This window comes from Methylobacterium oryzihabitans, assembly GCF_004004555.2.
Lineage (GTDB): Bacteria > Pseudomonadota > Alphaproteobacteria > Rhizobiales > Beijerinckiaceae > Methylobacterium > Methylobacterium oryzihabitans.
Map to the genome: position 1 here is coordinate 25,180 of NZ_SACP01000029.1, position 23,909 is coordinate 49,088.

The 23,909-nt window shown below is 73.0% G+C and carries 22 protein-coding genes; 10 read left to right on the forward strand and 12 right to left on the reverse strand.

The genetic code is table 11. The features are described from left to right. Positions 1-45 precede the first annotated feature (45 nt). Positions 46-1,032, forward strand: coding sequence for a prolyl aminopeptidase (gene pip / locus EOE48_RS22680; protein WP_127733160.1), 987 nt, complete (start codon positions 46-48; stop codon positions 1,030-1,032). On the opposite strand, the gene EOE48_RS22685 is transcribed toward pip, so the two are convergent. Next, entirely contained in the window at positions 983-2,371 is a 1,389-nt protein-coding gene (locus tag EOE48_RS22685) for a cytochrome P450 (RefSeq protein ID WP_127733161.1), read from the reverse strand. The two genes, pip and EOE48_RS22685, sit on opposite strands and share 50 nt — an antisense overlap. Before the next feature lie 238 nt (positions 2,372-2,609). On the opposite strand from EOE48_RS22685, the gene EOE48_RS22690 reads away from it, so the two are divergent. From EOE48_RS22690 to EOE48_RS22700, 3 genes are read left to right on the forward strand one after another with little or no spacing between them, the layout of a single operon-like run. Beyond that, complete coding sequence (locus tag EOE48_RS22690; protein ID WP_127733162.1) at positions 2,610-3,029, forward strand: RNA polymerase sigma factor region1.1 domain-containing protein; 420 nt, start codon at positions 2,610-2,612, stop codon at positions 3,027-3,029. A 50-nt stretch (positions 3,030-3,079) separates the two neighbouring features. Continuing rightward, positions 3,080-4,207 (forward strand): carboxylate-amine ligase, encoded by a 1,128-nt coding sequence (locus EOE48_RS22695; RefSeq protein ID WP_127733163.1) that lies wholly within the window; start codon positions 3,080-3,082, stop codon positions 4,205-4,207. A gap of 57 nt (positions 4,208-4,264) precedes the next feature. Beyond that, positions 4,265-4,870 carry a Uma2 family endonuclease gene (locus tag EOE48_RS22700; RefSeq protein ID WP_127733164.1) on the forward strand — a complete coding sequence of 202 codons (606 nt, stop codon included), beginning with the start codon at positions 4,265-4,267 and terminating at the stop codon, positions 4,868-4,870. Between the two features lie 173 nt (positions 4,871-5,043). Here EOE48_RS22700 and EOE48_RS22705 read toward each other — a convergent pair whose 3' ends face one another. From EOE48_RS22705 to dusB, 9 genes are all read right to left on the reverse strand, one after another. Then, positions 5,044-6,204, reverse strand: coding sequence for an AAA family ATPase (locus EOE48_RS22705; protein ID WP_127733165.1), 1,161 nt, complete (start codon positions 6,202-6,204; stop codon positions 5,044-5,046). Between the two features lie 10 nt (positions 6,205-6,214). Further along, a complete protein-coding gene (hflX, locus tag EOE48_RS22710) occupies positions 6,215-7,612 on the reverse strand; it encodes a GTPase HflX (protein WP_127733166.1) in 1,398 nt (465 codons plus the stop codon). A 115-nt stretch (positions 7,613-7,727) separates the two neighbouring features. Beyond that, a complete protein-coding gene (hfq, locus tag EOE48_RS22715) occupies positions 7,728-7,982 on the reverse strand; it encodes an RNA chaperone Hfq (RefSeq protein ID WP_048429571.1) in 255 nt (84 codons plus the stop codon). 250 nt (positions 7,983-8,232) lie between these two features. Then, the gene (ntrX, locus tag EOE48_RS22720; RefSeq protein ID WP_127733167.1) at positions 8,233-9,603 is read right to left on the reverse strand and encodes a nitrogen assimilation response regulator NtrX; all 1,371 of its coding nucleotides are present in this window, start codon (positions 9,601-9,603) and stop codon (positions 8,233-8,235) included. A gap of 100 nt (positions 9,604-9,703) precedes the next feature. After that, a complete protein-coding gene (locus EOE48_RS22725) occupies positions 9,704-11,995 on the reverse strand; it encodes a sensor histidine kinase NtrY-like (protein ID WP_127733168.1) in 2,292 nt (763 codons plus the stop codon). Positions 11,996-12,149: 154 nt separating this feature from the next. Continuing rightward, on the reverse strand, positions 12,150-12,587 hold the full coding sequence (locus EOE48_RS22730) for a Ros/MucR family transcriptional regulator (protein ID WP_127733169.1): 438 nt from the start codon (positions 12,585-12,587) through the stop codon (positions 12,150-12,152). A gap of 659 nt (positions 12,588-13,246) precedes the next feature. Continuing rightward, positions 13,247-14,701, reverse strand: a complete 1,455-nt coding sequence (gene ntrC / locus EOE48_RS22735; protein ID WP_127733170.1) for a nitrogen regulation protein NR(I) — start codon at positions 14,699-14,701, stop codon at positions 13,247-13,249. A gap of 2 nt (positions 14,702-14,703) precedes the next feature. After that, a complete protein-coding gene (locus EOE48_RS22740; RefSeq protein WP_187371515.1) occupies positions 14,704-15,807 on the reverse strand; it encodes a two-component system sensor histidine kinase NtrB in 1,104 nt (367 codons plus the stop codon). A gap of 47 nt (positions 15,808-15,854) precedes the next feature. After that, positions 15,855-16,859, reverse strand: coding sequence for a tRNA dihydrouridine synthase DusB (gene dusB / locus EOE48_RS22745; protein ID WP_127733172.1), 1,005 nt, complete (start codon positions 16,857-16,859; stop codon positions 15,855-15,857). Positions 16,860-17,102: 243 nt separating this feature from the next. On the opposite strand from dusB, the gene EOE48_RS22750 reads away from it, so the two are divergent. The 6 genes from EOE48_RS22750 (at position 17,103) to EOE48_RS22775 (ending at position 21,712) form a co-directional block, all read left to right on the forward strand. Next, the gene (locus EOE48_RS22750) at positions 17,103-18,398 is read left to right on the forward strand and encodes a bifunctional 2-C-methyl-D-erythritol 4-phosphate cytidylyltransferase/2-C-methyl-D-erythritol 2,4-cyclodiphosphate synthase (protein ID WP_127733173.1); all 1,296 of its coding nucleotides are present in this window, start codon (positions 17,103-17,105) and stop codon (positions 18,396-18,398) included. Continuing rightward, positions 18,395-18,895, forward strand: coding sequence for a CinA family protein (locus tag EOE48_RS22755; RefSeq protein ID WP_127733174.1), 501 nt, complete (start codon positions 18,395-18,397; stop codon positions 18,893-18,895). The genes EOE48_RS22750 and EOE48_RS22755 overlap by 4 nt, the downstream gene beginning before the upstream one ends. A 57-nt stretch (positions 18,896-18,952) precedes the next feature. Beyond that, positions 18,953-19,591, forward strand: coding sequence for a nucleotide-binding protein (locus EOE48_RS22760; RefSeq protein WP_127733175.1), 639 nt, complete (start codon positions 18,953-18,955; stop codon positions 19,589-19,591). Beyond that, positions 19,588-19,860, forward strand: a complete 273-nt coding sequence (locus tag EOE48_RS22765; RefSeq protein ID WP_127733176.1) for a hypothetical protein — start codon at positions 19,588-19,590, stop codon at positions 19,858-19,860. The genes EOE48_RS22760 and EOE48_RS22765 overlap by 4 nt, the downstream gene beginning before the upstream one ends. Positions 19,861-19,875: 15 nt before the next feature. Beyond that, positions 19,876-20,604, forward strand: a complete 729-nt coding sequence (locus tag EOE48_RS22770) for a recombinase family protein (protein WP_127733177.1) — start codon at positions 19,876-19,878, stop codon at positions 20,602-20,604. A 64-nt stretch (positions 20,605-20,668) separates the two neighbouring features. Then, a complete protein-coding gene (locus EOE48_RS22775; protein WP_127733178.1) occupies positions 20,669-21,712 on the forward strand; it encodes a hypothetical protein in 1,044 nt (347 codons plus the stop codon). A gap of 30 nt (positions 21,713-21,742) precedes the next feature. Here EOE48_RS22775 and EOE48_RS22780 read toward each other — a convergent pair whose 3' ends face one another. Together EOE48_RS22780 and dnaJ are read right to left on the reverse strand one after the other, a co-directional pair. Next, positions 21,743-22,375, reverse strand: coding sequence for a class I SAM-dependent methyltransferase (locus EOE48_RS22780; RefSeq protein ID WP_127733179.1), 633 nt, complete (start codon positions 22,373-22,375; stop codon positions 21,743-21,745). 246 nt (positions 22,376-22,621) lie between these two features. Beyond that, a complete protein-coding gene (dnaJ, locus tag EOE48_RS22785; protein WP_127733180.1) occupies positions 22,622-23,800 on the reverse strand; it encodes a molecular chaperone DnaJ in 1,179 nt (392 codons plus the stop codon). Positions 23,801-23,909 lie beyond the last annotated feature (109 nt).

Sequence of the window (23,909 nt, forward strand, 5' to 3'; positions counted from 1 at the left end):
CTGGATGGAGCGTTTCCTCCAGGCAGGTCACCGGAGGATGGCCCGATGACCGCCCTCGCCACCGGGCACCTCCGCATGGCGGACGGCGACCAGATCCACTACGAGGTCAGCGGCAATCGTCTCGGGCGGCCCGCGCTGTACCTGCATGGTGGGCCCGGCAGCGGACTCGGCCATGGTGGCTACCGGCGGCTGTTCGATCCGGCAGCCTACCACGTCATCGCGATCGACCAGCGCGGCTGCGGACGCAGCCGCCCGCTCGCGACTGCCGCGCTGGAGCGGCTGCACCGCAACACCACCCAGACTCTCATCGCGGACATCGAGGCCGTGCGGAGGCATGTCGGCGTCGAAAGCTGGCTCGTCTCGGGCGTCTCGTGGGGCTCGACGCTCGCGCTCGCCTACGCCCAGACCCACCCGCACCGGGTGACCGAACTGGTTCTCGCGGCCGTCACCACGACCAGCCCCGAGGAGGTCGAATGGATCACCGAGGGGGTCGGCCGCATCTTCCCGGAGGCGTGGCAGGTCTTCGAGCGTGGATCCCGTCGAATCGATGGAGAGCGCATCGTCGATGCCTATGCGAGGCGTCTGGCCGGTGCCGATGCCGAGGACAGAGTGCGGGCGGCCTCCGATTGGGTCGCCTGGGAAGCGGCGCACATCGCCTTCGACTCCGGCGGGAAATCTCCGCCCATCCCAGACGAAGGCCCGGAGCACCACGCGGTCTTCGCGACCCTGGTGACACACTACTGGGCTCACGATGGCTTCCTGCCCGCCGGGCAGGCGATCCTCGACCGCATGGATGCGATCCGGCACATCCCCGCCGTCCTGATCCATGGTCGCCGCGACGTGAGCGGTCCGCCGGTGACGGCGTGGCGCCTGCACCGGCAATGGCCGGCGAGCCGCCTCGTCGTGGTCGAGACCGAGGGCCATGGCGGCCCCGAGATGACGGCGCGGATGCGCGAGGCGACCGATGCCTTCGCGGCCGACCCTACCGCCGCCCGACCCGCATCGGCATGCCCTCGGCCGGGCGCAGGGTGATGCGCTGCTTGAGCGTCGGCACGAAGCCGGGGCGCAGGCGGAAGCGCAGGTCGCGCACCAGCACCGCCAGGATCGCCACCGCCTCCATCATCGCGAAGCTCAGGCCGATGCAGATCCGCGGGCCGGCGCCGAACGGCAGGTAGCTGTAGCGGTCGCGGGCCTTGGCCGCCTCGGGCGCGAACCGCGCCGGGTCGAAGCGGTCGGGCTCGTTCCACAGGCGGGCGTGGCGGTGGATGGCGTAGATCGGGATCGTGATCGGCGTGCCCTTGAGGATCCGGTGCCCGCCGAGGTCGAGGTCGTCGAGCGCGGCGCGCACCACCACCGGGGCCGGCGGGTAGAGCCGCATCGCCTCCTGGATCACCTGCCGGGTGTAGGTCAGGGCGTCGACGTCGTCGGCGGTCGGGGCGCCGTCGCCGACCACCGTCCGCACCTCCTCGGCCACGGCCGCCTCGGTCTCCGGGTGCAGGGCCAGGATGTAGAGCGCCCAGGTGAGCGCCAGCGCCGTGGTCTCGTGGCCGGCGGTGACGAAGGTGAGCAGGTTGTCGGCGACGTCGGTGTCGTCCATCGCCCGGCCGGTCTCGGGGTCGCGGGCGGTGAGCAGCAGGCTGAGCAGGTCGCTGCGCCCCTCCGTCCCGTCCCGCCGCCCCTCGGCGACGAGGCGGGCGAGCTCGTCGCGCAGGTAGTGCTTGGCGGTCTCGGCCCGGCGCCGGCCGGGATAGGGCATCCAGGCCGGGGCGCCGGCCAGCGTCAGGGCGAAGACCCAGCTCGTCGATTCGAGGTAGTCCGTCACGCCCTTGGCGACGCGGGCGACGTCGATCCGGCCGTGGCCCGACAGCATCGTCTCGACGATGATGTCGAAGGTGGTCCGCATCAGCTCGGCGGAGAGGTCGACCTCGGCCGAGGCGGGGAGGGCGGCGAGGCGGTCGCGCATCCGCTCGGCGGCCCCGACCATCGCCGGCAGGAAGCCGCGGATGCGCTCGTTGCGGAAGATCGGCGCCGCCGCCCGGCGCTGCCAGCGCCAGCGCGCGCCGTCGGCGGTGAGGATCGCGTCGCCGAGCGCCGGCGACAGCGAGCGCCGGAACGCCTCCGACTTCTCGAACCCGTCGGCCTGATCGACCAGCACCGCCCGGACCAGGGCCGGATCCATGACGAACAGGCTGGCGCGGCCGAGGAAGGTCGTCGGCAGCAGCGGCTCGTGGAAGACCTCGCGCGGCCAGGCCTCGATCGGGTTGCGCACCACCGTCCGCAGCAGGGCGAGGGTTCCGAGGGGGCCCGCGGGCGGGACGACCCGGGCCAGCGGCACGGCACCGCTGCGGGGAAACGACGGATGGGCGTTCATGCGGCAACGGACCTTGCGAGAGCGGACCTCGGCGGAGGGGTCATGGTGGGCGGCGGTCCTCGGGCCCGGGCCCGGCGGGAGCCGGGCGTCCCCGCTGCCTCCCACCGGATCGCGGCGGGGGCAAGGCCGATCGCACCTCGGGCCCGACAATCGCCGCTTGGATTCCCGCCCCCGTGCATCATGTCTGAGGGGAGCCGTGGCGGCAGGACGCCGGCCGGACACCGGGAGGACGAGCGCCATGGAGGCCGGCATCGACCGCGCGACCCTCGACCGGCTGATCGCCCTCGGCCGCCGCCGGGACGGGCTGACGACCGAGGACCTGCGGCAGGCGCTGCCGATCGGCGGGATGAGCGCCGACGCGATCGCCCTGGTGGTGATCGAGCTGGAGGATGCCGGGATCCCGGTCGACCTGGACGAGAGCCTGCTCGGCGGCCGGCCCGGCTCGACCGCCGCCCCGATGCCGGCGATGCCCGTGCCCGAGGTGCCGCCGCCTCCGGCCGGACCGCCGGCCCCGGCGACCGCCGCCCCGCGCGGTGCGGCTCCCGCGAGCGCCGCGCCGGCGCCGGGACCGGGCCGGGCCGGCGCGCACCGGGCGGTCGCGATCGCCGGGCTCGCGGCCGTGGTTCTCGCCCTCGTGCTGGTGCTGATCCTGCGCTGAGGCCCGCCCGGGCCGGAGCGCCCGTTCCCGTTTCCGGAGAGACCCGCCGCATGTCCGACACCGCCTACCGCTTCGGGATCGAGGAAGAGTTCTTCCTCGCCGACGCCGCCACCCGGGACACCCCGCGCCGGGGCGTGGCCGGCTTCCACGCCGCCGCCCGCGCGCTGCTGCCGGCCGAGCGCGAATTGCTCCAGAGCCAGATCGAGATCGCGACGCCGCCCTGCACCGAGACGGAGGCGGCCCGGGCCTCGCTCGCCGGCCAGCGCCGGGGCCTCGCCGAGATCGGCCGCGCCCACGGCCTGCTGGTCTTCGCCGCCGGCACCCATCCGAAAGCCGCCTGGGAGAGCCAGCGGCCGACCGACGGGGAGCGCTATCACGGCATCCTCGACGCGGTGCGGATGGTCGGGCGGCGCTCGGTGGTGGGCGGGCTGCACGTCCATGTCGAGGTCGCGAACCCGGAGGCCCGGGTCGACCTGATGAACCGCCTGCTGCCGTTCCTGCCGCTGCTGCTCGCCCTGTCGGTGTCGTCGCCGTTCTGGCACGGCCGCGACACCGGGCTCGCCGGCTACCGGCTCAGCGCCTTCGGCGAGATGCCGCGCACCGGGCTGCCCGACCTGTTCGACGGGCCCGACGCCTATGCGCGCTACGTGCGGGTGATGACGGCCGCCGGCGCGATCGAGGATGCGAGCTTCCTGTGGTGGCACCTGCGCCCGTCGATCCGGTTCCCGACCCTGGAACTGCGCATCGCCGATTCCTGCCCGCGGGTCGAGGACGCGCTGGCCATCGCCGGGCTCTACCGCTGCCTCGTGCGCTGCGCCGAGCGCCGGCCCGACCTGAATGCCGGGATCGACGGCGTCGCCCGGGCGCTGGCCCGGGAGAACCAGTGGCGGGCCCAGCGCGACGGTGTGCGGATGGCGCCGGTGGACGAGGCCGCCGGCGGCGCCCGGCCGTTCGCCGAGGCGCTGGACGAGATCCTGGCCCTGGTCGCCGAGGACGCCGCCGCGCTCGGCTGCGCCGACTCTCTCGACCACGCCCGGAGCATCGCCCGCGACGGCACCGCGAGCGAGCGCCAGCGGGCGGTGTTCGCCCGTGCCCGCTCGGCCGGAGCGCCGGAGGTCGACGCGCTCGCGGCGGTCGTCGACGATCTCGCCGTGCTCACCGAGGGGCGGGAGGGCTGAGCGTGGCGGCGGAGCGCCGGGCCGGCTATCGTCGCCGCCACCGCAACGGAGGCCGCGATGGCTGAGCCGGCACGCCGCATCTGGACCGTAGAGGCGTTCTTCGCCTGGCAGGCGCGCCAGCCGGACCTCTACGAACTGGTCTCGGGCGAGCCGAGGCTGATGGCGGGAGCCTCGAACGTCCACGACGACATCGTCGTGAACCTCGTCGCGGAACTGAAAACCCAGACCCGCGGCAGCGGATGCCGACCCTTCACCGGCGATGGCGCCGTGGAGACGCGGCCCGGCCAGATCCGGCGCCCGGATGTCGGCCTCGATTGCGGCCGGCGCGATCCGCGCGCGACCGTGGCGGCGGAGGCGCGCCTGATCGTCGAGGTGCTGTCGCCGAGCACGCGCGACTTCGACACGTTCGAGAAGTTGGACGAGTACCGTGCGATGCCAGGCCTCGACGCGATCCTGATCGTGGAGCCCAACCAGCCGCTCGTGGTGGTGTGGGAGCGGTCGGACGAGGGGTCGTGGTCGAGCCGGCGTGTCGAGGGACTGGAAGCCGGGATCGCGCTGCCGACGGTCGGCGTCACCCTGACGATGGCCGCGATCTATGACGGCGTGAGCGTCCCGGCCGCGCCGCGGCTGGTCCAGGGGGAGGACCGGGAGGAGAGGGCCTGACGGCGGGTCTGGTGCGCGCCGGACGGCCACGGAATTTGATTCGCATAATGTACGTTATGGAACTCAAACGAGTGGCAAGCCGGGATCCCGCGGCCATCACGTGCATCATGAGCGGATGACCGAACTATTAAAACACGGCCTGTGAGGGTCCGCTTCACCTGCTTGATCCGGCCTCACCGCTTCGCCCACACCCATGACGGCGGATCGTGCTCCACCGCCGCGGTCTCCCCAAAGCTCTTCTCCAGCGTCACGAGACCGGCGCCGGGCTCCCGCGCCAGGGCGTCGGCCAGGGCCGGCGCGTGCGTCACGACGATGATCTGGGCGTGGCGCGCGGCACCCGCGATCAGGCGGGCGAGCGGGCCGAGCAGGTCGGCGTGCAGGCTGGTCTCGGGCTCGTTGAGCACCATCAGGTCGGGCGGGCGCGGCGTCAGCAGCGCGGCGGCGAGCAGGAGGTAGCGCAGGGTCCCGTCCGACAGTTCGGCGCCCTTGAGCGGGCGCAGCAGCCCGGGCTGGTAGAGGTCGAGGGCGAACTGTCCGCCCTGCTCGGCGACGTCGAGGCGCGTGCCCGGGAAGGCGTCGTCGATCGCCCGCGCCAGCCCGGCCTCGTCGCCGATCTCGATGATCGTCCGCAGGGCCGCGGCGAGGTCCGATCCGTCGCCGGCCAGGACCGGCGTGCGGGTGCCGACCTGCGGCCGGCGGGCCGGCGCCTCGGGGTCGGTGCGGAGATGGTCGTAGAACCGCCAGCCGCGCATCCGCTCGCGTAGCAGCAGCACCTCGGGCGCGTCGCGCGGGTCGGCGCCGTGGGTCATCAGGCTGTCGAACGGCGCCAGCGGATGCGGCACCTCGCGCCAGATCCCGTCGCGGTCGCGCAGGCGCATCAGCGCGTTGCGCCGCTCCGCGAGACCATTGGCCCGCCCGATGAGCGGCCCGGTCCACACGCTCTCGACCTTGATCTCCGGGTCGCGGAAGAAGGCGCTGCCGGGCACCGGGACCGGCAGGCCGAGGTCGATGGCGTAGCCGTAATCGTCGTCGGAGAAGCCGAGGCGCAGGGCGACGGCGTTGCGCCGGGTCGTGCCCTGGACCGGGTGCGCGCCGGAGCGGACCGCGCGCCCGATCGCCTCCGGCCCCGCCCACAGGGCCGAGCCGAAGCCGCCCTCGCGGGCGAGCGAGGCGATCACCCGCCCCTGGGCGCAATCGGCGAGCAGCCGCAGGGCGCGGTACAGGCTCGACTTGCCGCTGCCGTTCGGCCCGGTAACGACCGTGAGCCGGTCGAGGGACAGGCGCAAGTCGCGCAGGGAGCGGTAGCCGGCGACGGCGAGGCGCCCGATCGCCATGCCGTCCCCGTCAGTCCCCCGCCGCCCGCAGCCGCCGCGCCGCGCCGAAGCGGTTGAGGAAGCGCGGCTCCTTCTCGGGCGCGACCCGCACCACGAGGTGCTGGGCGCCCGACGCGTCCTCGCGGCGGTCGAGCACCTCGGCGTTCTCGTAGAGCCAGTGCAGCCCGGCCCCCTCGGCCGGGTCGAGCACGACGGCGAAGCTCGCCCGGGTCTCGGCGATGCGGGCCTCGATCCGGGCCAGCAGGCGGTCGATGCCCTCGCCGGTCAGCGCCGAGATCAGCACCGGCCCGGCGGCGTTCCGGCCGGTCCCGGAGGCGCGGCTGAGGTTGAGCAGCCGCTCGCGCTCGGCGCCGTCGAGGAGGTCGGCCTTGTTCCAGACCTCGATCACCCGCCCGGCCTCGGCCTCGATCCCGAGTTCGCCGAGCACCTCGGCCACGTCCTGGCCCTGGGCCTCGGTGTCCTCGTGCGAGATGTCGCGGACGTGGAGCAGGATGTCGGCCTCGATCACGTCCTCCAGCGTCGCCCGGAACGCGGCGATCAGCATCGTCGGCAGTTCGGAGATGAAGCCGACGGTGTCGGACAGGATCGCGGTCTCGCCGTGCGGCAGCCGGATCGCCCGGGCGGTCGGGTCGAGGGTCGCGAACAGCATGTCCTCGGCCTTCACCTCGGCGGCGGTGAGGCGGTTGAACAGCGTCGACTTGCCGGCATTGGTGTAGCCGACGAGCGCGACGATCGGGTACGGCACCCGGCGGCGGGAGCGGCGGTGCAGGCCGCGGGTGCGGGTGACGGTTTCCAGTTCGCGCTCGATCCGGGTCATCCGCTCCTGGATCATCCGGCGGTCGGCCTCGATCTGGGTCTCGCCGGGGCCGCCGAGGAAGCCGAAGCCGCCGCGCTGGCGCTCCAGGTGGGTCCAGGACCGCACCAGACGGCTGCGCTGGTAGGCGAGATGCGCGTGCTCGACCTGGAGCGTGCCCTCGCGGGTCGAGGCGCGGCGCCCGAAGATCTCGAGGATCAGCCCGGTCCGGTCGATGACCTTGACGCCCCAGGCCTTCTCCAGGTTGCGCTGCTGCACCGGCGACAGGGCGCAATCCATCACCACGAGGCGGATCTCGTCGGCGGCGATGCGCCCGGCGATCTCCTCGACGCGGCCCTTGCCGAGATAGGTCGAGGGCCGGATGTCCGACAGCGAGACCCCGAGCCGGTCGACGACGTCGAGCTCGATCGCGGCGGCGAGTCCGACCGCCTCGTCGAGGCGGGCCTCGGCGGCCCGGCTCTCGCCCGGCCGCCCGGACGCGGCGCGGCGGGTCTGGTAGGGCCCGATCACGAGGGTCCGGGTCTCGGCGGCGACGGCGCCCTCCGGCTCCGCCATCCGTTGCAGGCGGGCCTCGCCCGGTGTCTGCGCGTCCATCGTGGTGTTCGTTCCTCCCGCCGGCGTGCGCTCCGACGGGAGACCGCGCCTCACGATGAGGTTGGGAGGCGACGGGCCGCGATCAAGCGTCCCGCCCCGGAAAACCGCCGAAGGGCTACGCCTTCTCGGCGCCCTCCTCGCCCTGCTCGAACAATTGCACCGGATGCCCGGGCATGATCGTCGAGATCGCGTGCTTGTAGACCAGCTGCGAGTGCCCGTCCCGACGCAGCAGCACGCAGAAGTTGTCGAACCAGGTCACCACGCCCTGCAGCTTGACGCCGTTGACCAGGAAGATCGTGAGCGGGATCTTGTTCTTGCGAACGTGGTTGAGGAAGGTGTCCTGGAGGTTCTGAGCGCGTTCGCCCGCCATTCTTCTTGTCCTTTTGAACCCGCTGCCGGTCCCGGATGACGGGTCGCTCCGTGATGTGTGCGGACCGCGCGGCGCGCGGCCCGGGACCCGGCGGAGACCATTACACGGCGAAGCTCGCCCCGGCGCAAGGGGGGACTTGCGCGGGCGCGGCGTCGTCCGGGGCTTCCGGCCGGCATGGCCGCGCAGGCGCGACCATTCGGCGCTTGTAGCAGATCGCGCCGGCTCCCGCACGGGCAGCCGGCGCGGTCGCTCAGGCGCCGATGCCGAGGGACTTGAGCTTGCGGTGCAGGGCCGAGCGCTCCATGCCGATGAACTCGGCGGTGCGGGAGATGTTGCCGGAGAACCGGGCGATCTGGGCGACGAGGTACTCGCGCTCGAAGATCTCGCGGGCCTCGCGCAGGGCGAGGCTCATCAGCTTCTCGCCCCCCGCCCCGCTCGGCGTCGTCGGCACCAGGGCGCCGACCTCGCTCGGCAGCATCTCGGTCGTCACCTCGGTCTCGGGGTCGCCCTGGGTGAGGATCATCAGCCGCTCGACGTTGTTGCGCAACTGGCGGACGTTGCCGGGCCAGTCGTGCGACTGCAGCACCGCCATCGCGTCGGCGGCGATGCGCCGCTGCGGCAGGCCGCTCGCCCCCGAGATCTGCTCCATGAAGAACGCGATCAGCTCGGGCACGTCCTCGCGGCGCTCGGCCAGCGACGGCACCCGGATCGGCACGACGCTGAGGCGGTGAAAGAGGTCCTCGCGGAAGCGGCCGCCGGCGATCTCCTCCTGCAGGTCGCGGGACGACGACGAGATGATGCGCACGTCGACATGGACCCGGGTGGTGCCGCCGACGCGCTGGAAGTTCTGGTCGACGAGCACCCGCAGGATGCGGTTCTGGGTCTCGCGGGGCATGTCCGCGACCTCGTCGATGTAGAGGGTGCCGCCATGGGCCTCCTCGAGGGCGCCGACCCGCCGGGACCGGCCCTCGGCGGCTTCGATCCCGAACAGCTCGGCCTCCATCGTGTCCGGCGTGATGGTGGCGGCGTTGATGACCACGAACGGCCCGCTCGCCCGGGTCGAGGCGGCGTGGATGGTGCGCGCCGACAGTTCCTTGCCCGAGCCCGGGGCGCCCGAGATCATCACCCGGGCGTTGGTCGGGGCGACGCGCTCGACGGTCTGGCGCAACTGGTTGGCCGCCACCGAGGCGCCGACGATCCGGCTCGCCTGCCCCGAGCGCGCCTTGAGGTCGCGCACCTCGCGCTTGAGCCGCGAGGCCTCCAGCGCCCGCTCGGCGACGAGGATCAGCCGGTCGGCCTTGAACGGCTTCTCGATGAAGTCGTAGGCGCCGGCCTTGATCGCCGAGACCGCGGTCTCGATGTTGCCGTGGCCCGAGATCATCACCACCGGCAGGTCCGGGTGCTGGGCCTTGACGAGGTCGAGCACCTGCAGCCCGTCGAGGCGCGAGCCCTGGAGCCAGATGTCGAGGAAGACGAGGTGGGGCCGGCGCGACTCGATCGCCGCCAGCGCCTCGTCGGAGGAGCCGGCGGTGCGGGTCCGGTGGCCCTCGTCGTCGAGGATGCCGGCGACGAGGTCGCGGATGTCGGCCTCGTCGTCCACGATCAGAATATCGGCGCTCATCGCTGTCTCGTGCCTCCCCCGCCCGGCGGGTGGCCGGCCCGCTCCCTGTCGTCGTGTGAAATCCGCGGGACCGCCGCCCGCGGAGCGAACCGGCGGCCCGTCACGAGCCGATCGTCTCCGGCCGCCCCGCGCCGCGCGCCGCGGCCGCCCCTGCCGCGGCGGGCCGGACCTCGCGCAGGAGGCGCAGGCGCACCTGCCCTCCCCGCCCCTGCGGGTTGTCGTTCAGCTCGATGCCGCCGCCGTGCTCTTCCAAGACCTTGCTCACGATCGCCAATCCGAGGCCGGTTCCCCCCTCGCGGGTCGTCATATAGGGCTCCAGCAGCCGCTGGCGCCCTTCCGCCGGAAAGCCTTTTCCGTTGTCGGTGATCTCGATCACCACGGCCTCGCCCTCCTCGGCGAGCCGCAGGTCGATGCGGCCCTGGCCGCGGACGTCCTCGGGCACCGCCTGCACCGCCTCGACGGCGTTCTTGAGGATGTTGGTGATCGCCTGCGACAGCAGCCGCGTGTCGAAGGCGGCGCTGACCCGCTCGCCGCCCTCGCGCATCGTGAACGTGATGTCGGGATGCGCGACCCGCATCATGAACAGGTTCTGCTTGGCGATCTCGGTCAGGTCGTTGCGGGCGATCGCCGGCTTGGGCATCCGGGCGAACGACGAGAACTCGTCGACCATCCGCTTGATGTCGTCGACCTGACGCACGATCGTGGCGGTGCACTGGTCGAACACCTCCTTGTCGGTGGTGATGACCTTGCCGTACTTGCGCCGGATGCGCTCGGCCGAGAGCTGGATCGGGGTCAGCGGATTCTTGATCTCGTGGGCGATGCGGCGGGCGACGTCGGCCCAGGCCGAGGTGCGCTGGGCGGCGACGAGGTCGGTGATGTCGTCGAGGGTGACGACGTGGCCGCGGTCGCCGCCGCCGTCGCCGCCTCTGCGGTCGCCGCCCCTCGTGTCGCCGTTCTGGGCCTGCTCGCTCGCCACCCGCACGTCGATGGTGCGCTCGCGGCCGTTGCGCACGATCTGGATCTGCTTCTGGCCCGGGCGGATGCGGCCCTCGCCGGCCTCGGCGAGTTCCGGCAGGGCGGCCGCGAGCGGCTGGCCGACGAGCTCGCCGCGGCTCAGGCCGAGGATCCGCTCGGTCGACGGGTTGGCGATGGTCACCACGCCGGCCCCGTCGATGCCGATGACGCCGGCCGGCACGCCGGCGAGCACCGCCTCGGTGAAGCGGCGGCGGCGGTCCATCTGGTCGCGGGCCTCGACGAGGTCGTTGCGCTGGCGGCGCAGCTCCTGCGTCATCTTGTTGAAGCTCTCGCCGAGGTGCTGGAGGTCGCCCTCGGTCTTGCGGAACGGCACCTGGGCGTAGAAATTGCCCGACGCGACCTGATCGGCGGCGTTGATGAGCCGGCGGATCGGCGCGACGAAGCGGTTGGCGAAGTTGAGCCCGAACCACACCGCCGACAGCAGGGCGATCAACGCGATGAGGGCGAACATCGTCGCGAAGGCGATCTGCACGCTGCGCCGCCCGGCATCGATGGTGAGGAACTCCGTCGCCGCCGCCCGCGACACGCCCGGGAACTCGACCGCGAGGCGGGTCACCTCGCGCTCGATCAGCAGGAAGGCGTCGCCGTAGGCCGGCAGCTTCAGCAGCGCGCCGAAGATCCGCCCGGTGCGCGGCAGCAGGCAGGTCGGGTCGGGGGACTTGGCCGCGTCCTCGAAATCGGCCTGCGAGGGGATCGGCGGGTTGGTCAGCACGTCGATGTTGGCCCGCGCCACGGTCTCCTCGGGCGACCGCATGATGCGGGCGACCGGCAGGCCGAGGGCGGCGGCGCGGGTGGTCAGGAACGCCTCGAACCACACCCGCTCGACCTCGAAGGCCGGGCGGGCGCGGGTGAGGTCGTCGCTGAGGATGCGCGCCTCGCGGGCGAGGCTCTGGCACTGGTTGGTGAGGTAGGCGTCGGCGACGTCGACCGACATCAGCACGACGTTGCGCATCCGGTCGGAGAACCAGGGCGACAGGCCGCGTTCGAGGGTGATCGAGGCGACGACGGCGAGCAGGATCGTCGGCAGGGTCGCGATGAGGCTGAACAGGCCGACGATGCGGGTGTGCAGGCGCGCGACCGCGGCGTTGCCGCGCCGGGCGCGCAGGAACACCCGCGCCTCCCAGGCGATCACCACGATCAGGCCGATCACCAGGGCGACGTTGCCGAGCAGCAGCGCCACCACGACCTGATGGACCGGGGTGATCGGCGTCGCACCGACGAGGATCAGGAAGGTGGCCAGCGCCAGCGCCAGCGCCACCACGGCCACGAGGGCCCCGAACCAGCCCGGCCCCCGGGGGGGCGCGGCCTCCGGGGCGGCGGTCGGGCCCGAATCACGGATGCGGCGGGAGAACAGCATTCATGATGCGAGGCCACTACAGTGTGGCGAAATTAATACGGGTCGGGCCGCCGACGAGGAGAGCGGTCCGGGTCCCTCGCGGCGTCAGACGGTTTCCGGTTGATCGCTTGGCGATCCCTGCAGGATCGATTCGCGATGCGGAAACCGGCGTCGCTCAGGCCGCCTCGGTCGACCGGGAGCGGCGGGGAACCGGCTTCTGGCCGAGCCCGATGCTCTTGGCGAGTTCGGAGCGCTGGGCGGCGTAGTTGGCGGCGACCATCGGGTAGTCCGGCGGCAGGCCCCACTTGCGGCGGTACTGCTCGGGCGTGAGCCCGCGGCCGGAGAGATGGCGCTTGAGGGTGCGGTAGCGCTGACCGTCCTCGAGGCTGATGAGGTAGTCCGGAGTGATCGTCTTGCGGATCGGCACCGGTGGAACCGGCTTCTCGGCGGCCTGTGCGGGCTCGGTTCCGAGTCTTGCGAGCGCGTCGTGCACACCCTGGATCAGGCCGGCAAGATCACCCATGGGGACGCTGTTGTTCGCCACGTAGGCGGACACGATGTCGGAGACCAGCGCGAGGGTCGCGGATGGATCGGCGGGATCGTGCGGGTCCATGTCTTTTCCTGGGATGAGGCGGCTTCCGAGTCCCGATTATCATATACGACTTAAGGAAAGCTGCAAGCTGCCGCCTCATCGGACAGTCATTATTTCGATCCCGCAGTTCGCCCGGTCATGTGCCTGCGAACAATGCACGGCATCTCGCCACAGTCCTCTACGGCAGGTGCGTCGGGCGCGCGCCGCGGCGCGGCGCCCGAGCGGAGTCGAAATCCGCGTCGCGAAGCGATCATCCGGATTTCGTATGACGGCTTTCGGCCACAGGCGTCCGCCGCGCCCGCGCGGATGCGTCCGAGCGTCCGAACTTCTTGTCTGTCCGTCTCAGGGGCCGGGCGGGCGTGTTGACAGGGCGCGCGGCGCGGCCACCCAATCGTTGCGGCACGACAGAACGGCGGACAACCGAGGCGCGGCACGGAGATGTCGAAGATCACCAGGAGGACGGCGGGCGCGCGGCGCGCGCGGCGCGGCAACGGAACGGTGGCGGGGCCGGCTCCCCGGCTCACGGCGCACGGATGGACGCTCCTGTCCGCCGGCGGGCTGGTCGACGAGTATCACCCCTGCCCCGACCGGGCGGCGAACGACGATTGCAGCTGGCTGCCGCCGCGGCGGCGCATGCCCGTCGGGTCCGTGGGCACCCCGCGATAGGGGCGCTCGCCGGCTCAGCGCGGGGTGCGGAACACCTGCAGGTCGAGGTCGCGGACCTTCTTGCGCAGGGTGTTGCGGTTGACCCCGAGCAGTTCCGCGGCGCGGATCTGGTTGCCCCGGGTCGCGGCGAGCGCCGCGCCGATCAGCGGCCCCTCGATCTCGCGCAGGATGCGGTGGTAGAGCCCGGGCGGCGGCAGGGTGTCGCGATAGCCCGAGAAGTAGTCGGCGAGGTGGCGCTCCACCGCCGCCGACAGCCCCTCCCCGTCCGGGCCGGTCTTGCGGGCGTTGCCCTGGGCCGGGGCGGCGAGCGGCAGGGTGTCGAGCTCGGCCTCGATCACCGGGCCGGTGATCGTCTCCTGCGGGTAGAGGGCGGCGAGGCGGCGCACGAGGTTTTCCAGCTCGCGCACGTTGCCCGGCCAGCGGTAGCGCTTCAGCCGCTCCATCGCGTCGTTGTCGAGCTGCTTGCGGCTCAGGCCCTCGCGCTCGACCAGGGTGAAGAAGTGGCGCACGAGGTCGGGGACGTCCTCCGAGCGCTCGCGCAGGGCCGGCAGGCGCAGCGGCACGACGTTGAGGCGGAAGAACAGGTCCTCGCGGAAGATGCCCTGCTGGATCGAGATCCTCAGGTCCTTGTTGGTCGCCGCGATGATGCGGACGTTGGTCTTGATCGGCACCCGGCCGCCGACGGTGGTGTACTCGCCCTGCTGGAGCACCCGCAGCAGCCGGGTCTGGGCCTCCATCGGCATGTCGCCGATCTCGTCGAGGAACAGCGTGCCGCCCTCGGCCTGCTCGAAGCGCCCGGCCGAGCGGGCGGTGGCGCCCGTGAAGGCGCCCTTCTCGTGGCCGAACAGCTCGGATTCGATGAGGTCGCGGGGGATCGCCGCCATGTTGACCGGCACGAACGGGCCGGAGCGGCGCCGGCCGTAATCGTGCAGCGCGCGGGCGACCAGCTCCTTGCCGGTGCCGGATTCGCCGGTGATCATCACGGTGAGGTCGGTCGGCATCAGCCGGGCGAGCGCGCGGTAGATCTCCTGCATCGCCGGCGAGCGGCCGACGAGCGGGATGTCCTCGTTCTCCGGCGCGGCGCCCGGGGCGGCGGTGCCGCGGGGGCGCGACAGGGCGCGCCCGACGATGGCGATCAGCTCCTTCAGGTCGAAGGGCTTGGGCAGGTACTCGTAGGCCCCGCGCTCCGAGGCCCGGATCGCCGTCATGAACGTGTTCTGGGCGCTCATCACGATGATCGGCAGGTCCGGCCGCACCCGCTTGATGCGCGGCAAGAGGTCGAAGGCGTTCTCGTCGGGCATCACCACGTCGGTGATGACGAGGTCGCCCTCCCCTTGAGCCACCCACCGCCACAGGGTGGCGGCGTTGCCGGTCGAGCGCACCTCGTAGCCGGCGCGCGACAGCGCCTGGTTGAGCACGGTGCGGATGGCGGCGTCGTCGTCGGCGACGATGATGTGTCCGTTGGGCATGGTCACTCGGAATCCGGCGCCGATTCACGTCCGTCGCGGGCGTGGGACATCGGCAGGAGCACGCGGAAGGTGGTGCGGCGGGGGGCGGGATCGCACTCGACGATGCCGCCGTGGTCGCCGACGATCTTGGCGACGAGGGCGAGGCCGAGGCCCGACCCCTGCGCCTTGGTGGTGACGAAGGGGTCGAACAGGTCCGGCAGCAGCTCGGGCGGGACGCCCGGGCCGTTGTCGCGCACCGCGACCTCGATCGGCAGGCTGACCCGCTCGCGCGAGCCCGGCACCTGCAGGCGCAGGCCGGTGCGGAAGGCGGTCGAGAGGGTGATCTCGCCGTCGACCGCGTCGGCCCCGACCGCCTCGGCGGCGTTCTTGACCAGGTTGAGGATCACCTGGACGAGCTGGTCGCGGTTGCCGAGCACCGGCGGCAGCGACGGATCGTAGTTCTCGACGAAGCGGATGTGGCGGGCAAAGCCCGACTGGGCCGAGCGCTTCACCTGATCGAGCACGCCGTGGACGTTGACGGCGCCGCGCTCGACCGGGCGCTCGTCGCCGAACAGCTCCATCCGCTCGACGAGGCGCACGATGCGGTCGGACTCGTCGCAGATCAGCCGGGTGAGCAGGCGGTCGTCCTCGCTGCCGGACTGTTCGAGGAGCTGGGCGGCGCCGCGGATGCCGGCGAGCGGGTTCTTGATCTCGTGGGCGAGCATCGCGCCGAGCGCCACCATCGAGCGCGCCGCCTGCCGGTGGGTGAGCTGGCGGTTCATCTTGTCGGCGATGGTGCGCTCCTGGAGCATCAGCACCACGGTGTCGTCGTCGAGATGGGTCGCGAACACGTCGACGCTGCGCTCCTGGCCGGAGCGCGGCAGGCCGAGATCGACCCGGTACTCGCTGACGCTGGCCCGGCGCCGGCGCACCTCGGCGACCAGCGCGATGATCGGCGAGGAGAACGGGATGATGTCGCGCAGGCGCTGGCGCTGCATCAGGCGGCGGGAATGGTCGAAGAAGTGCTCCGCCGCCATGTTGACCTGGAGGATGCGCTCGTCCGGGCCGATGGTCAGCACCGGCAGCGGCAGCGCGTTGATGATCAGCTCGCTCGTCGGCGCGCTCATCGCGTCGGCTCTCCGGGTTCGGGGGCGGCGGGACTGGACATCGGCCGTCATGCCGCCAGCGCCGCCGGGGAAAAGGCGCGGCCGAGCAGGCGCAGGGCCTCCGCGGGTTCGGTGGTGGTGACGAGGGCGCGGCGCTCGCCGGCGTCGAGGCCGCCGCCGTGGTCGGCATAGGCCGCGAGGTGCTTGCGGGCATGGCGCACCCCCATCCGGGCGCCGTAGAGGGCGAGGAGGCCCTCGTAATGCTCCGCGGCCAGCGCCGCCCGCTCGCCGGGCGGCAGCGCCGGGGCCGGGCGTCCGGCGAGCCCGGCGGCGACCGCCCCGACGAGCCAGGGCCGGCCGACCGCCGCCCGCCCGATCATCACCGCGGCGGCCCCCGAGGCGGACAGGCAGGCGCGGGCCTCGTCGAGGCTCGCGATGTCGCCGTTGGCGACGACCGGGATCGCCACCGCCCCGGCGACCGCGCGGATCGCCGCCCAGTCGGCCCGGCCGGTGTAGAATTGCTGCCGGGTGCGGCCGTGCACCGTCACGGCGGCGTAGCCGAGCCGCTCCGCCCGCCGGGCGAGGTCCGGCGCGTTGAGCGAGGCGTGGTCCCAGCCGAGCCGCATCTTGACGGTGACCGGCACCCGCACCGCCCCGCGCACCGCCGCCAGCAGCCGCTCGGCGTGGTCGAGGTCGCGCATCAGCGCCGAGCCGGCCTGCCCGCCGGTGACGGTCTTGGCCGGGCAGCCCATGTTGACGTCGATCGCGTCGGCGCCGTTGGCCTCGGCGAGGCGGGCGCCCTCGGCCATCCAGTGCGGGTCGCAGCCGGCGAGCTGGACGACGTGCGGCAGCACGCCCTCGCCCTCGGCGCGCAGGCGCGACTCGGCATCGCCGCGCACCAGATCCTCCGCCGCCACCATCTCGGAGACGACGGCGGTGGCGCCGAGGCGGCGCGCGATGCGGCGCAGGTGAAGGTCGGTGACGCCGGACAGGGGTGCCAGCAGGACGGCGGGCGGCAGCGCTGCCAGCCGATCCCGCGTCCCCTTCCCGCTCAAATAATGTTCAATCGTCATTGTGCCTAGCAAATAGCCAAAAGCCGTCCGGACGCAAGCACTGTTCGGGAGCGGCGCACCGATTTGATTTTGCGCGGAGCCGCCCGTAAGGAGCGGGCGTCCCGGGGCCGAGGCCCCGCCGAGCGCCCGGAGCGGGCGGCAGGTTGGAATGCGCCCCGCCCCAGGTTACACCGTATCCCGCATTTTTCGTGACGGAGCGCCGACGGCGCCGTGACGGAGAAGGCCCGAGAGGCGTCCGCATCCATGTCACAGACTGCCGCGGTGGTCGTCGCCGCGGGACGCGGCATCCGCGTCGGCGGCGGCACCCCGAAACAGTACCGGCGGGTCGCCGGGCAGGCGGTCCTCACCCGCACGCTCGCGGCGCTGGCCGCGCATCCGGAGATCGCGCGGATCCAGCCGGTGATCGCCGGCGACGCCGCGGCGTTCTACGGGGAGTGCCTCGCCGACCTGCCGCAGGCGGTCCGCTCCCGCCTCGCCGCGCCGGTCGAGGGCGGCGCGACCCGGCAGATCTCGGTGCGGGCCGGGCTCGAGGCCCTCGCGGGCGCCGGCGCGCCCGACCACGTCCTCGTCCACGACGCCGCCCGCCCCTTCGTCGACCGGGCGCTGATCGACCGGGCGATCGCGGCCGCCCGCGCCCACCGCGCCGCGGTCCCGGGGGTCGCGGTGACCGACACGATCAAGATCGTCGATCCCGACGGCCGGGTGCGCGGGACGCCGCCGCGGGACGCGCTCCGGGCGGTCCAGACCCCGCAGGCCTTCGCCTTCGCGGCCCTGGTCGAGGCCCACCGCGCCGCCGCGGCCGAGGGGCTCGAGGGCTTCACCGACGACGGCGCCCTCGCCGAATGGGCCGGGCTGCCGGTCTTCGTGTTCGACGGCGACCCGCGCAACCGCAAGATCACCCAGGCGTCGGACCTCGACGAGGCGGACCGCGCCTTTTCGGCGCCCGTCTTCTCGGCGCCCGCCGGTCCCGCCGCCCTGCCCTCGCCCGCATCCGACGGATCCGCCATGACCCTCCTGACCCGCCTCGGCACCGGCTTCGACGTCCACGCCTTCACGGAGGGCGACCACGTCTGGCTCGGCGGCGTGCGCATCCCGGCCGATCGCGGCGTGCTCGCCCATTCCGACGGCGACGTGGTGCTGCACGCCCTGACCGACGCGATCCTCGGCGCCCTCGCCGACGGCGACATCGGCGTGCACTTCCCGCCGAGCGACCCGCGCTGGCGCGGCGCCTCCTCCGACCGGTTCCTCGCCGACGCGGTGCGCCGGGTGCGCGAGCGCGGCGGCGTGATCGACCACCTCGACGTCACGGTGCTGGCCGAGGCGCCCCGGGTCGGCCAGCACCGCGAGGCGATCCGCGCCCGCATCGCCGAGGTCGCCGGGGTGCCGGTCTCGGCGGTGTCGATCAAGGCGACCACGACCGAACAGCTCGGCTTCGTCGGCCGCGCCGAGGGGCTCGCCGCCCAGGCCGCCGCGACCCTGCGGCTGCCGGCCGAGGACGCCCCCCTCGCGGGCGCCGCTCCGGCGGGAGCCGCCGCGTGATCGCCGACGCGGCCCTCGTCACCCGGGCGGGCGTGCTGATCGCCGCCTATCGCGAGCGCCAGCGCCGCATCGTCACGGCGGAATCCTGCACCGGCGGCCTGCTCGCCGGCCTGCTCACCGAGGTCGCGGGCTCCTCGGCGGTGGTCGAGCGCGGCTTCGTCACCTATTCCAACGAAGCGAAGGCCGAGGTGCTCGGCGTCGATTTCGGGCTGATCGCCGAGCACGGCGCGGTGAGTGAGCCGGTGGCGCGGGCGATGGCCGAGGGCGCCCTGGCGCAGTCGCGCGCCGACGTGGCGCTCGCGATCACCGGCATCGCCGGCCCGGGCGGCGCGTCGGCGGCCAAGCCGGTCGGGCTGGTGCATTTCGGCCTTCTGGCCGCCGGCCGGGCGACCCGGCACCTCGAATGCCGCTACGGCGACCTCGGCCGCGGCGAGGTCCGGCGCCGGGCCGTCGCCGAGGCGCTGGGCCTGCTGGAGACGGCCCTGGCCGAGGTCTAGCACCCTCGACGGCACAGCATCACGGCTCGACGACGCGACAGCATCGCGCGGGGGATCATGCGGACGGTCGTGTTCGTCACCCAGAAGGGCGGAGCCGGCAAGACGACGCTCGCCGCCTCCCTGGCGGCTGCCGCGGCGCAGGCCGGCGAGCGCGTCGTCGCCCTCGACCTCGACCCGCAGGGCTCGCTCTCGGCCTGGGGCGAGGCGCGCGAGGCCGAGGCGCCGGCGGTCGACCGCCTCGGCCCCGACCGGCTCGCCGACCTGCCGGCGATCCTCGCGGCGCTGAAGGGCCGGGGCTTCACCCTGGCGGTGCTCGACACCGCCGGCATCGCCTCGACCGGCGGCAACCTCGCGATGCAGGCCGCCGACCTCGCCCTGGTCCCCGCCCGCCCGTCGCGCCTCGACCTCCAGGCGACGATGCCGACGATCGAGGCGCTGCTGCGGCTCGGGATGCGCGACCGCTTCGCCTTCGTGCTCAACCAGTGCCCGCCCGGCCGCTCGGGCCGCGCCGCCGAGGCGGCGAACGGGCTCGGCATGTTCGGCGTCCTGGCCGAGCCGGCCCTGACCCTGCGGGCCGACCACCAGGACGCCATGGCCGCGGGCCGGGGCGTCACCGAATACGCGCCGGCCGGCAAGGCGGCCGGCGAGATCCGCGCATTGTGGAACTGGATCGACAGGAAGGCGAAGGCGAGATGACCAAGCGGCCGAGCATCATCGGGGGCCTCGACCTGCCGAACGGCGCGCCGGAGCCGGAGAAGGCCGCGCCGGCCCGCCGGGCGCGGCCCGACATCGTGCACACCTCGATCTACCTGCCCCGGGAGGTGCACCGCCGGCTGCGCGAGATCGCCTTCGCCCGCGACGTGAAGATCCACGACGTCATCATGGAGGGGATCGACGCCGCCCTGCGGAAGCACGGCCATCCCTCGGTCGAGGCGCTGAAGATCGGCTCCAAGCCCGCGAGCTGAGCCCGAGGCACCGCCATGGCCCAGACCCGCTTCATCTCGTATTTGCGCGTCTCCACCGGCAGGCAGGCGGTCTCCGGCCTCGGCCTCGAGGCCCAGCGCCGGACGGTCGCCGAGTACCTCGCCGGCGGGGGCTGGGACCTCGTCGGCGAGTTCATCGAGGTCGAGAGCGGAAAGCGGGCCGACCGGCCCGAACTCGCCGCCGCCCTCGCCCGCTGCCGGGCGATGCGCGCGGTGCTGATCGTCGCCAACGTCTCGCGCCTCACCCGCTCGGTGGCGTTCCTGTCCTCGCTGCTGGAGGCCGGGATCGAGGTGCGGTTCTGCGACCTGCCGCAGATCGAGGGGCCGACCGGCCGCTTCCTGCTGACCCAGATGGCGGCGGTGGCCGAGCTGGAGGCCGGGCTCGTCTCCGACCGGACCCGCAAGGCGCTCGCCGCCGCCAAGGCCCGGGGCGTCCGGCTCGGCAGCCCGCAGAACCTGTCGCGGCAGGAGGAGGGCCGGATCCGCGGCCGCGCCCGGCGCACGCAGCTCAGCAACGACCGCGCCGCCGACCTCGCGCCGATCATCGCCGAGGTGCGCCGGGAGGGTGCGCGGTCGCCCGGCCAGATCGCCGCCGCCCTCGACGCGCGCGGCATCCCGGCGGCCCGCGGCGGGACCTGGAGCGCGCTGCAGGTGCAGCGGGTCCTGCAGCGGCTGCCCCCGGCGCTCCCCGCGCCGGACCCGCGACCGCCGACGGCGGGCGAGTGAACCGGACCCCGTTTTTCGCGCCTCCTGGCTGTCAGCCTCCCCCATCGCTGGTACAAGCCGGACCATGCTGTTCCACATCAACGCGATTACCCCGAGCCACATCAATCTCTGGGTCGCGCCGGTCGACATGCGGAAGGTCCCGAGCATCCGCGTGAGCCTCGACCGGAGCCGGCATCGCACCATCGAGGCGCATGTCGACTTCACCCAGCTCAAGGAGTGGGGCTGGCACGCCACCGGGCGGTGCGGGTTCGACCTCAACGGCGAGACCTGCCCCGACCTCTCCGGGGCGCGGCACGTCGAGATCCACGACACCGACACCAACGTGCTGCTCTACAGCCGCTCGGACCTGCTCGGCGCGACGCCGCGCCGGCTGCTGGCGCTCGACTACACCATCGACCAGGCCAACGGGCTGCGCGACGACCTGCACGCCCGGTTCCAGGCGTCGTATTTCGGCCTCGACGCCATGCACCACGACGTCCTGCGCTGTGTCTTCGACGTGCAGTACACCAACTCGCTGTACTTGCACGGCAATGTGCTGTTCAAGCGCTACGAGGACCTCGTCAGCAAGAACGAGTTCCTGCGCACGATCCTGGTGGTCGATCCCTACGTCGAGCTGGCCAAGCGCCTGCTGTGGCTGCGCCGGTTCGCCCAGGTGGCCGAGGACCGCTCGCAATGGTGGCGGGTCGAGCACGTCCTCGACCCGTGCCTGTTCGCGGTCGAGCTGAACCTCGAGGACGCCGCCGCGATGAAGAAGGCGTTCGACCAGATCGAGCAGAAGAGCTTCGCCTGGCTCGCCAACCCGATGACCCGGGCCCTGGCCTGCGCGCGGCCCGACGAGGCCTTCGCGCCCAAGCACTGGGTCGGCGCGATCGAGACCCTGTCGCGCTTCGACGTGGTCGGGCACCAGCAGCACTGGGACGACTACGCCGCGATGGTCTACGACGCGCTCGGCCTCGACGCGGCTCCGCCGGAGCCGCGGCCGATCCCGGCCGGCGTGCTCCAGCTCGCCGACCGGTTGCGCAAGGTGAAGTCGGTGTTCCCGCTCGTCGACCTCGACCTCAGCCTCAACGCCAAGGTGCTCGCGGCGATCGGCCAGCAGGGGCGCTGACGGCAGGGGCCGCTGCCGCTGCCGCGGCCGTCAGGGCCGCCGGTAGACCCAGACCCGGGCCGGTGGCAGGTTGAGCCAGACCTTGTTGGAGCGGCTCGCCGTGTAGGCCGAGGAGCGCTCCGGGATCGGCGGCACCACCGCGTAGGTGAACTGGATGAACGGCGCGTCCGGGTGCATCAGGTCGTGGGCGTCGCGCAGGAGGCCGAGGCGCTGCTCCATCGGCTTGGTGAACAGCGGCAGGCTGGAGATCGTGGCGCAGCCCGGCTCGTCGAGGAGGCCGGCCAGCGTGTCGCGCAGGTTGTAGGCGTCGCCGCGCAGCACCCGCGCGCCGGGGAAGCGGCGGCGCAGCAACTCGCAGAAGTCGGGATTGTACTCGACCAGCACCAGCCGGTCGGGGCTGATGCCGCGGCGCACCAGGGCATCGGTGACCGGGCCGGTGCCGGGACCGAGTTCGATCACCGGCCCGGGGCATTGCGGATCGACGTAGGACGCCATGGTCCGCGCCAGCATCTTCCCCGACGGGGTCACCGCGCCGGTGACCAGCGGGCGCTCGAACCAGGAGCGCAGGAAGCGCGCCTCGTCCTCCAGAAGGTCGCGCCGCTCGGGAAAGGCGCTGCGCGAGACCGCAACCGCTTTGGCATTCGTTCGGCGAGGCAGCGGCAAGACCCGAGACCCTTGAGAAACACGCGCAGGACGGAACGCCTGTCGGCTAAACGAATGCTGCCGTCAAGCCTGGGTGCGGCGGCGGGAAAATCCCCACCCGTCCGAGATGCCCGGCGGCCACAAGCGGTCGTGCCTGAAGGAGGGCTCCGGCGCCCTGCGGCGTAGAACGCACCGGAGCGCCCACGGTTGCGGCGGGAACGCGCAACATTCCGCCGGTCCGTCGCGACCCGGCGGAATGGTGCCGGATCAGCTCCGGCCGGCGCCGCCGCTCAGGCCGTCGAAGAACTCCTTCACCCGGGAGAAGAAGCCGGTGCTCTCGGGGTGGTTGTCGGCGGCGGTGCCGTGCTGGTCGAATTCCTGCAGCAGCTCGCGCTGGCGCCGGGTGAGGTTCTGCGGCGTCTCGACGAAGACCTGGATGTAGAGGTCGCCGACGTCGCGCGAGCGCAGGACCGGCATGCCCTTGCCCTTGAGGCGGAACTGCTTGTTGGTCTGGGTTCCGGCCGGGATGCGGACCTGGGTGTTCGAGCCGTCGATCACCGGCACGGTGATCTCGCCGGCGAGCGCCGCCGTCACCATCGAGATCGGCACCCGGCAGAAGAGGTCGGCGCCGTCGCGCTGGAAGAACGGATGCGGCTTGATCGACAGGAAGATGTAGAGGTCGCCCGCCGGGCCGCCGCGCAGGCCCGACTCGCCCTCGCCGGCGAGCCGGATGCGCAGGCCGTCGTCGACGCCCGCCGGCACGTTGACCGAGAGCGAGCGCTCCCGGGTCACCCGCCCGGCGCCGCTGCAGGCGGTGCAGGGATCCTCGATGATCTCGCCGCGGCCGAGGCAGGTCGGGCAGGTGCGCTCGATGGCGAAGAAGCCCTGCGCCGCCCGCACCCTTCCGTAGCCGCCGCAGGTGCCGCAGGTCTTGGGCTTGGAGCCGGCCTTGGCGCCCGAGCCGCCGCAGACCTCGCAGGTCACAGCGGTCGGCATCCGGATCGTCTCGGTCTTGCCGGAGAACGCCTCCTCGAGGGTGATCTCGAGGTTGTAGCGCAGGTCGGCGCCGCGCTCGCGGCCGGAGGCGCCGCCGCCGCGACCCGCCCGGGCGCCGCCACCGCCGCCGGGCCCGCCGCGGGCGTCGCCGAAGAAGGTGTCGAAGATGTCCGACATGAAGTCGCCGAACTCGTTGCCGAATCCGGGTCCTCCCGCCCCGCCCTGCGAGAAGGCGGCGTGGCCGAAGCGGTCGTAGGCGGCGCGCTTCTGCCCGTCGGAGAGGCATTGGTAGGCCTCGTTGAGCTCCTTGAACTTGAGCTCGGCCTCCTTGTCGCCGGGGTTCCGGTCGGGGTGGTGGACCATCGCGAGCTTGCGGAAGGCCACCTTCAACTCACCGTCGCTCGCCGTCTTCGCGACGCCCAGCACCTCGTAATAGTCGCGCTTCGACATTCCCCGTCCCCAAACCCCCGCTCGGGTCGTCATTCTCGATGACGCGGCGCGATCCCCGGCACGGCTCGTCCCGGGGATCGCGGTCGCGTCGGGTTCCTGAACAAGAGCC

What these genes read in the sequence shown, in the direction of transcription:
- pip (WP_127733160.1), top strand. Translation starts at nt 46, where the DNA reads ATGACCGCCCTCGCCACCGGGCACCTCCGCATGGCGGACGGCGACCAG.
- EOE48_RS22685 (WP_127733161.1), bottom strand. Translation starts at nt 2,371, where the DNA reads ATGAACGCCCATCCGTCGTTTCCCCGCAGCGGTGCCGTGCCGCTGGCC.
- EOE48_RS22690 (WP_127733162.1), top strand. Translation starts at nt 2,610, where the DNA reads ATGGAGGCCGGCATCGACCGCGCGACCCTCGACCGGCTGATCGCCCTC.
- EOE48_RS22695 (WP_127733163.1), top strand. Translation starts at nt 3,080, where the DNA reads ATGTCCGACACCGCCTACCGCTTCGGGATCGAGGAAGAGTTCTTCCTC.
- EOE48_RS22700 (WP_127733164.1), top strand. Translation starts at nt 4,265, where the DNA reads ATGGCTGAGCCGGCACGCCGCATCTGGACCGTAGAGGCGTTCTTCGCC.
- EOE48_RS22705 (WP_127733165.1), bottom strand. Translation starts at nt 6,204, where the DNA reads ATGGCGATCGGGCGCCTCGCCGTCGCCGGCTACCGCTCCCTGCGCGAC.
- hflX (WP_127733166.1), bottom strand. Translation starts at nt 7,612, where the DNA reads ATGGACGCGCAGACACCGGGCGAGGCCCGCCTGCAACGGATGGCGGAG.
- hfq (WP_048429571.1), bottom strand. Translation starts at nt 7,982, where the DNA reads ATGGCGGGCGAACGCGCTCAGAACCTCCAGGACACCTTCCTCAACCAC.
- ntrX (WP_127733167.1), bottom strand. Translation starts at nt 9,603, where the DNA reads ATGAGCGCCGATATTCTGATCGTGGACGACGAGGCCGACATCCGCGAC.
- EOE48_RS22725 (WP_127733168.1), bottom strand. Translation starts at nt 11,995, where the DNA reads ATGCTGTTCTCCCGCCGCATCCGTGATTCGGGCCCGACCGCCGCCCCG.
- EOE48_RS22730 (WP_127733169.1), bottom strand. Translation starts at nt 12,587, where the DNA reads ATGGACCCGCACGATCCCGCCGATCCATCCGCGACCCTCGCGCTGGTC.
- ntrC (WP_127733170.1), bottom strand. Translation starts at nt 14,701, where the DNA reads ATGCCCAACGGACACATCATCGTCGCCGACGACGACGCCGCCATCCGC.
- EOE48_RS22740 (WP_187371515.1), bottom strand. Translation starts at nt 15,807, where the DNA reads ATGAGCGCGCCGACGAGCGAGCTGATCATCAACGCGCTGCCGCTGCCG.
- dusB (WP_127733172.1), bottom strand. Translation starts at nt 16,859, where the DNA reads ATGACGATTGAACATTATTTGAGCGGGAAGGGGACGCGGGATCGGCTG.
- EOE48_RS22750 (WP_127733173.1), top strand. Translation starts at nt 17,103, where the DNA reads ATGTCACAGACTGCCGCGGTGGTCGTCGCCGCGGGACGCGGCATCCGC.
- EOE48_RS22760 (WP_127733175.1), top strand. Translation starts at nt 18,953, where the DNA reads ATGCGGACGGTCGTGTTCGTCACCCAGAAGGGCGGAGCCGGCAAGACG.
- EOE48_RS22765 (WP_127733176.1), top strand. Translation starts at nt 19,588, where the DNA reads ATGACCAAGCGGCCGAGCATCATCGGGGGCCTCGACCTGCCGAACGGC.
- EOE48_RS22770 (WP_127733177.1), top strand. Translation starts at nt 19,876, where the DNA reads ATGGCCCAGACCCGCTTCATCTCGTATTTGCGCGTCTCCACCGGCAGG.
- EOE48_RS22775 (WP_127733178.1), top strand. Translation starts at nt 20,669, where the DNA reads ATGCTGTTCCACATCAACGCGATTACCCCGAGCCACATCAATCTCTGG.
- dnaJ (WP_127733180.1), bottom strand. Translation starts at nt 23,800, where the DNA reads ATGTCGAAGCGCGACTATTACGAGGTGCTGGGCGTCGCGAAGACGGCG.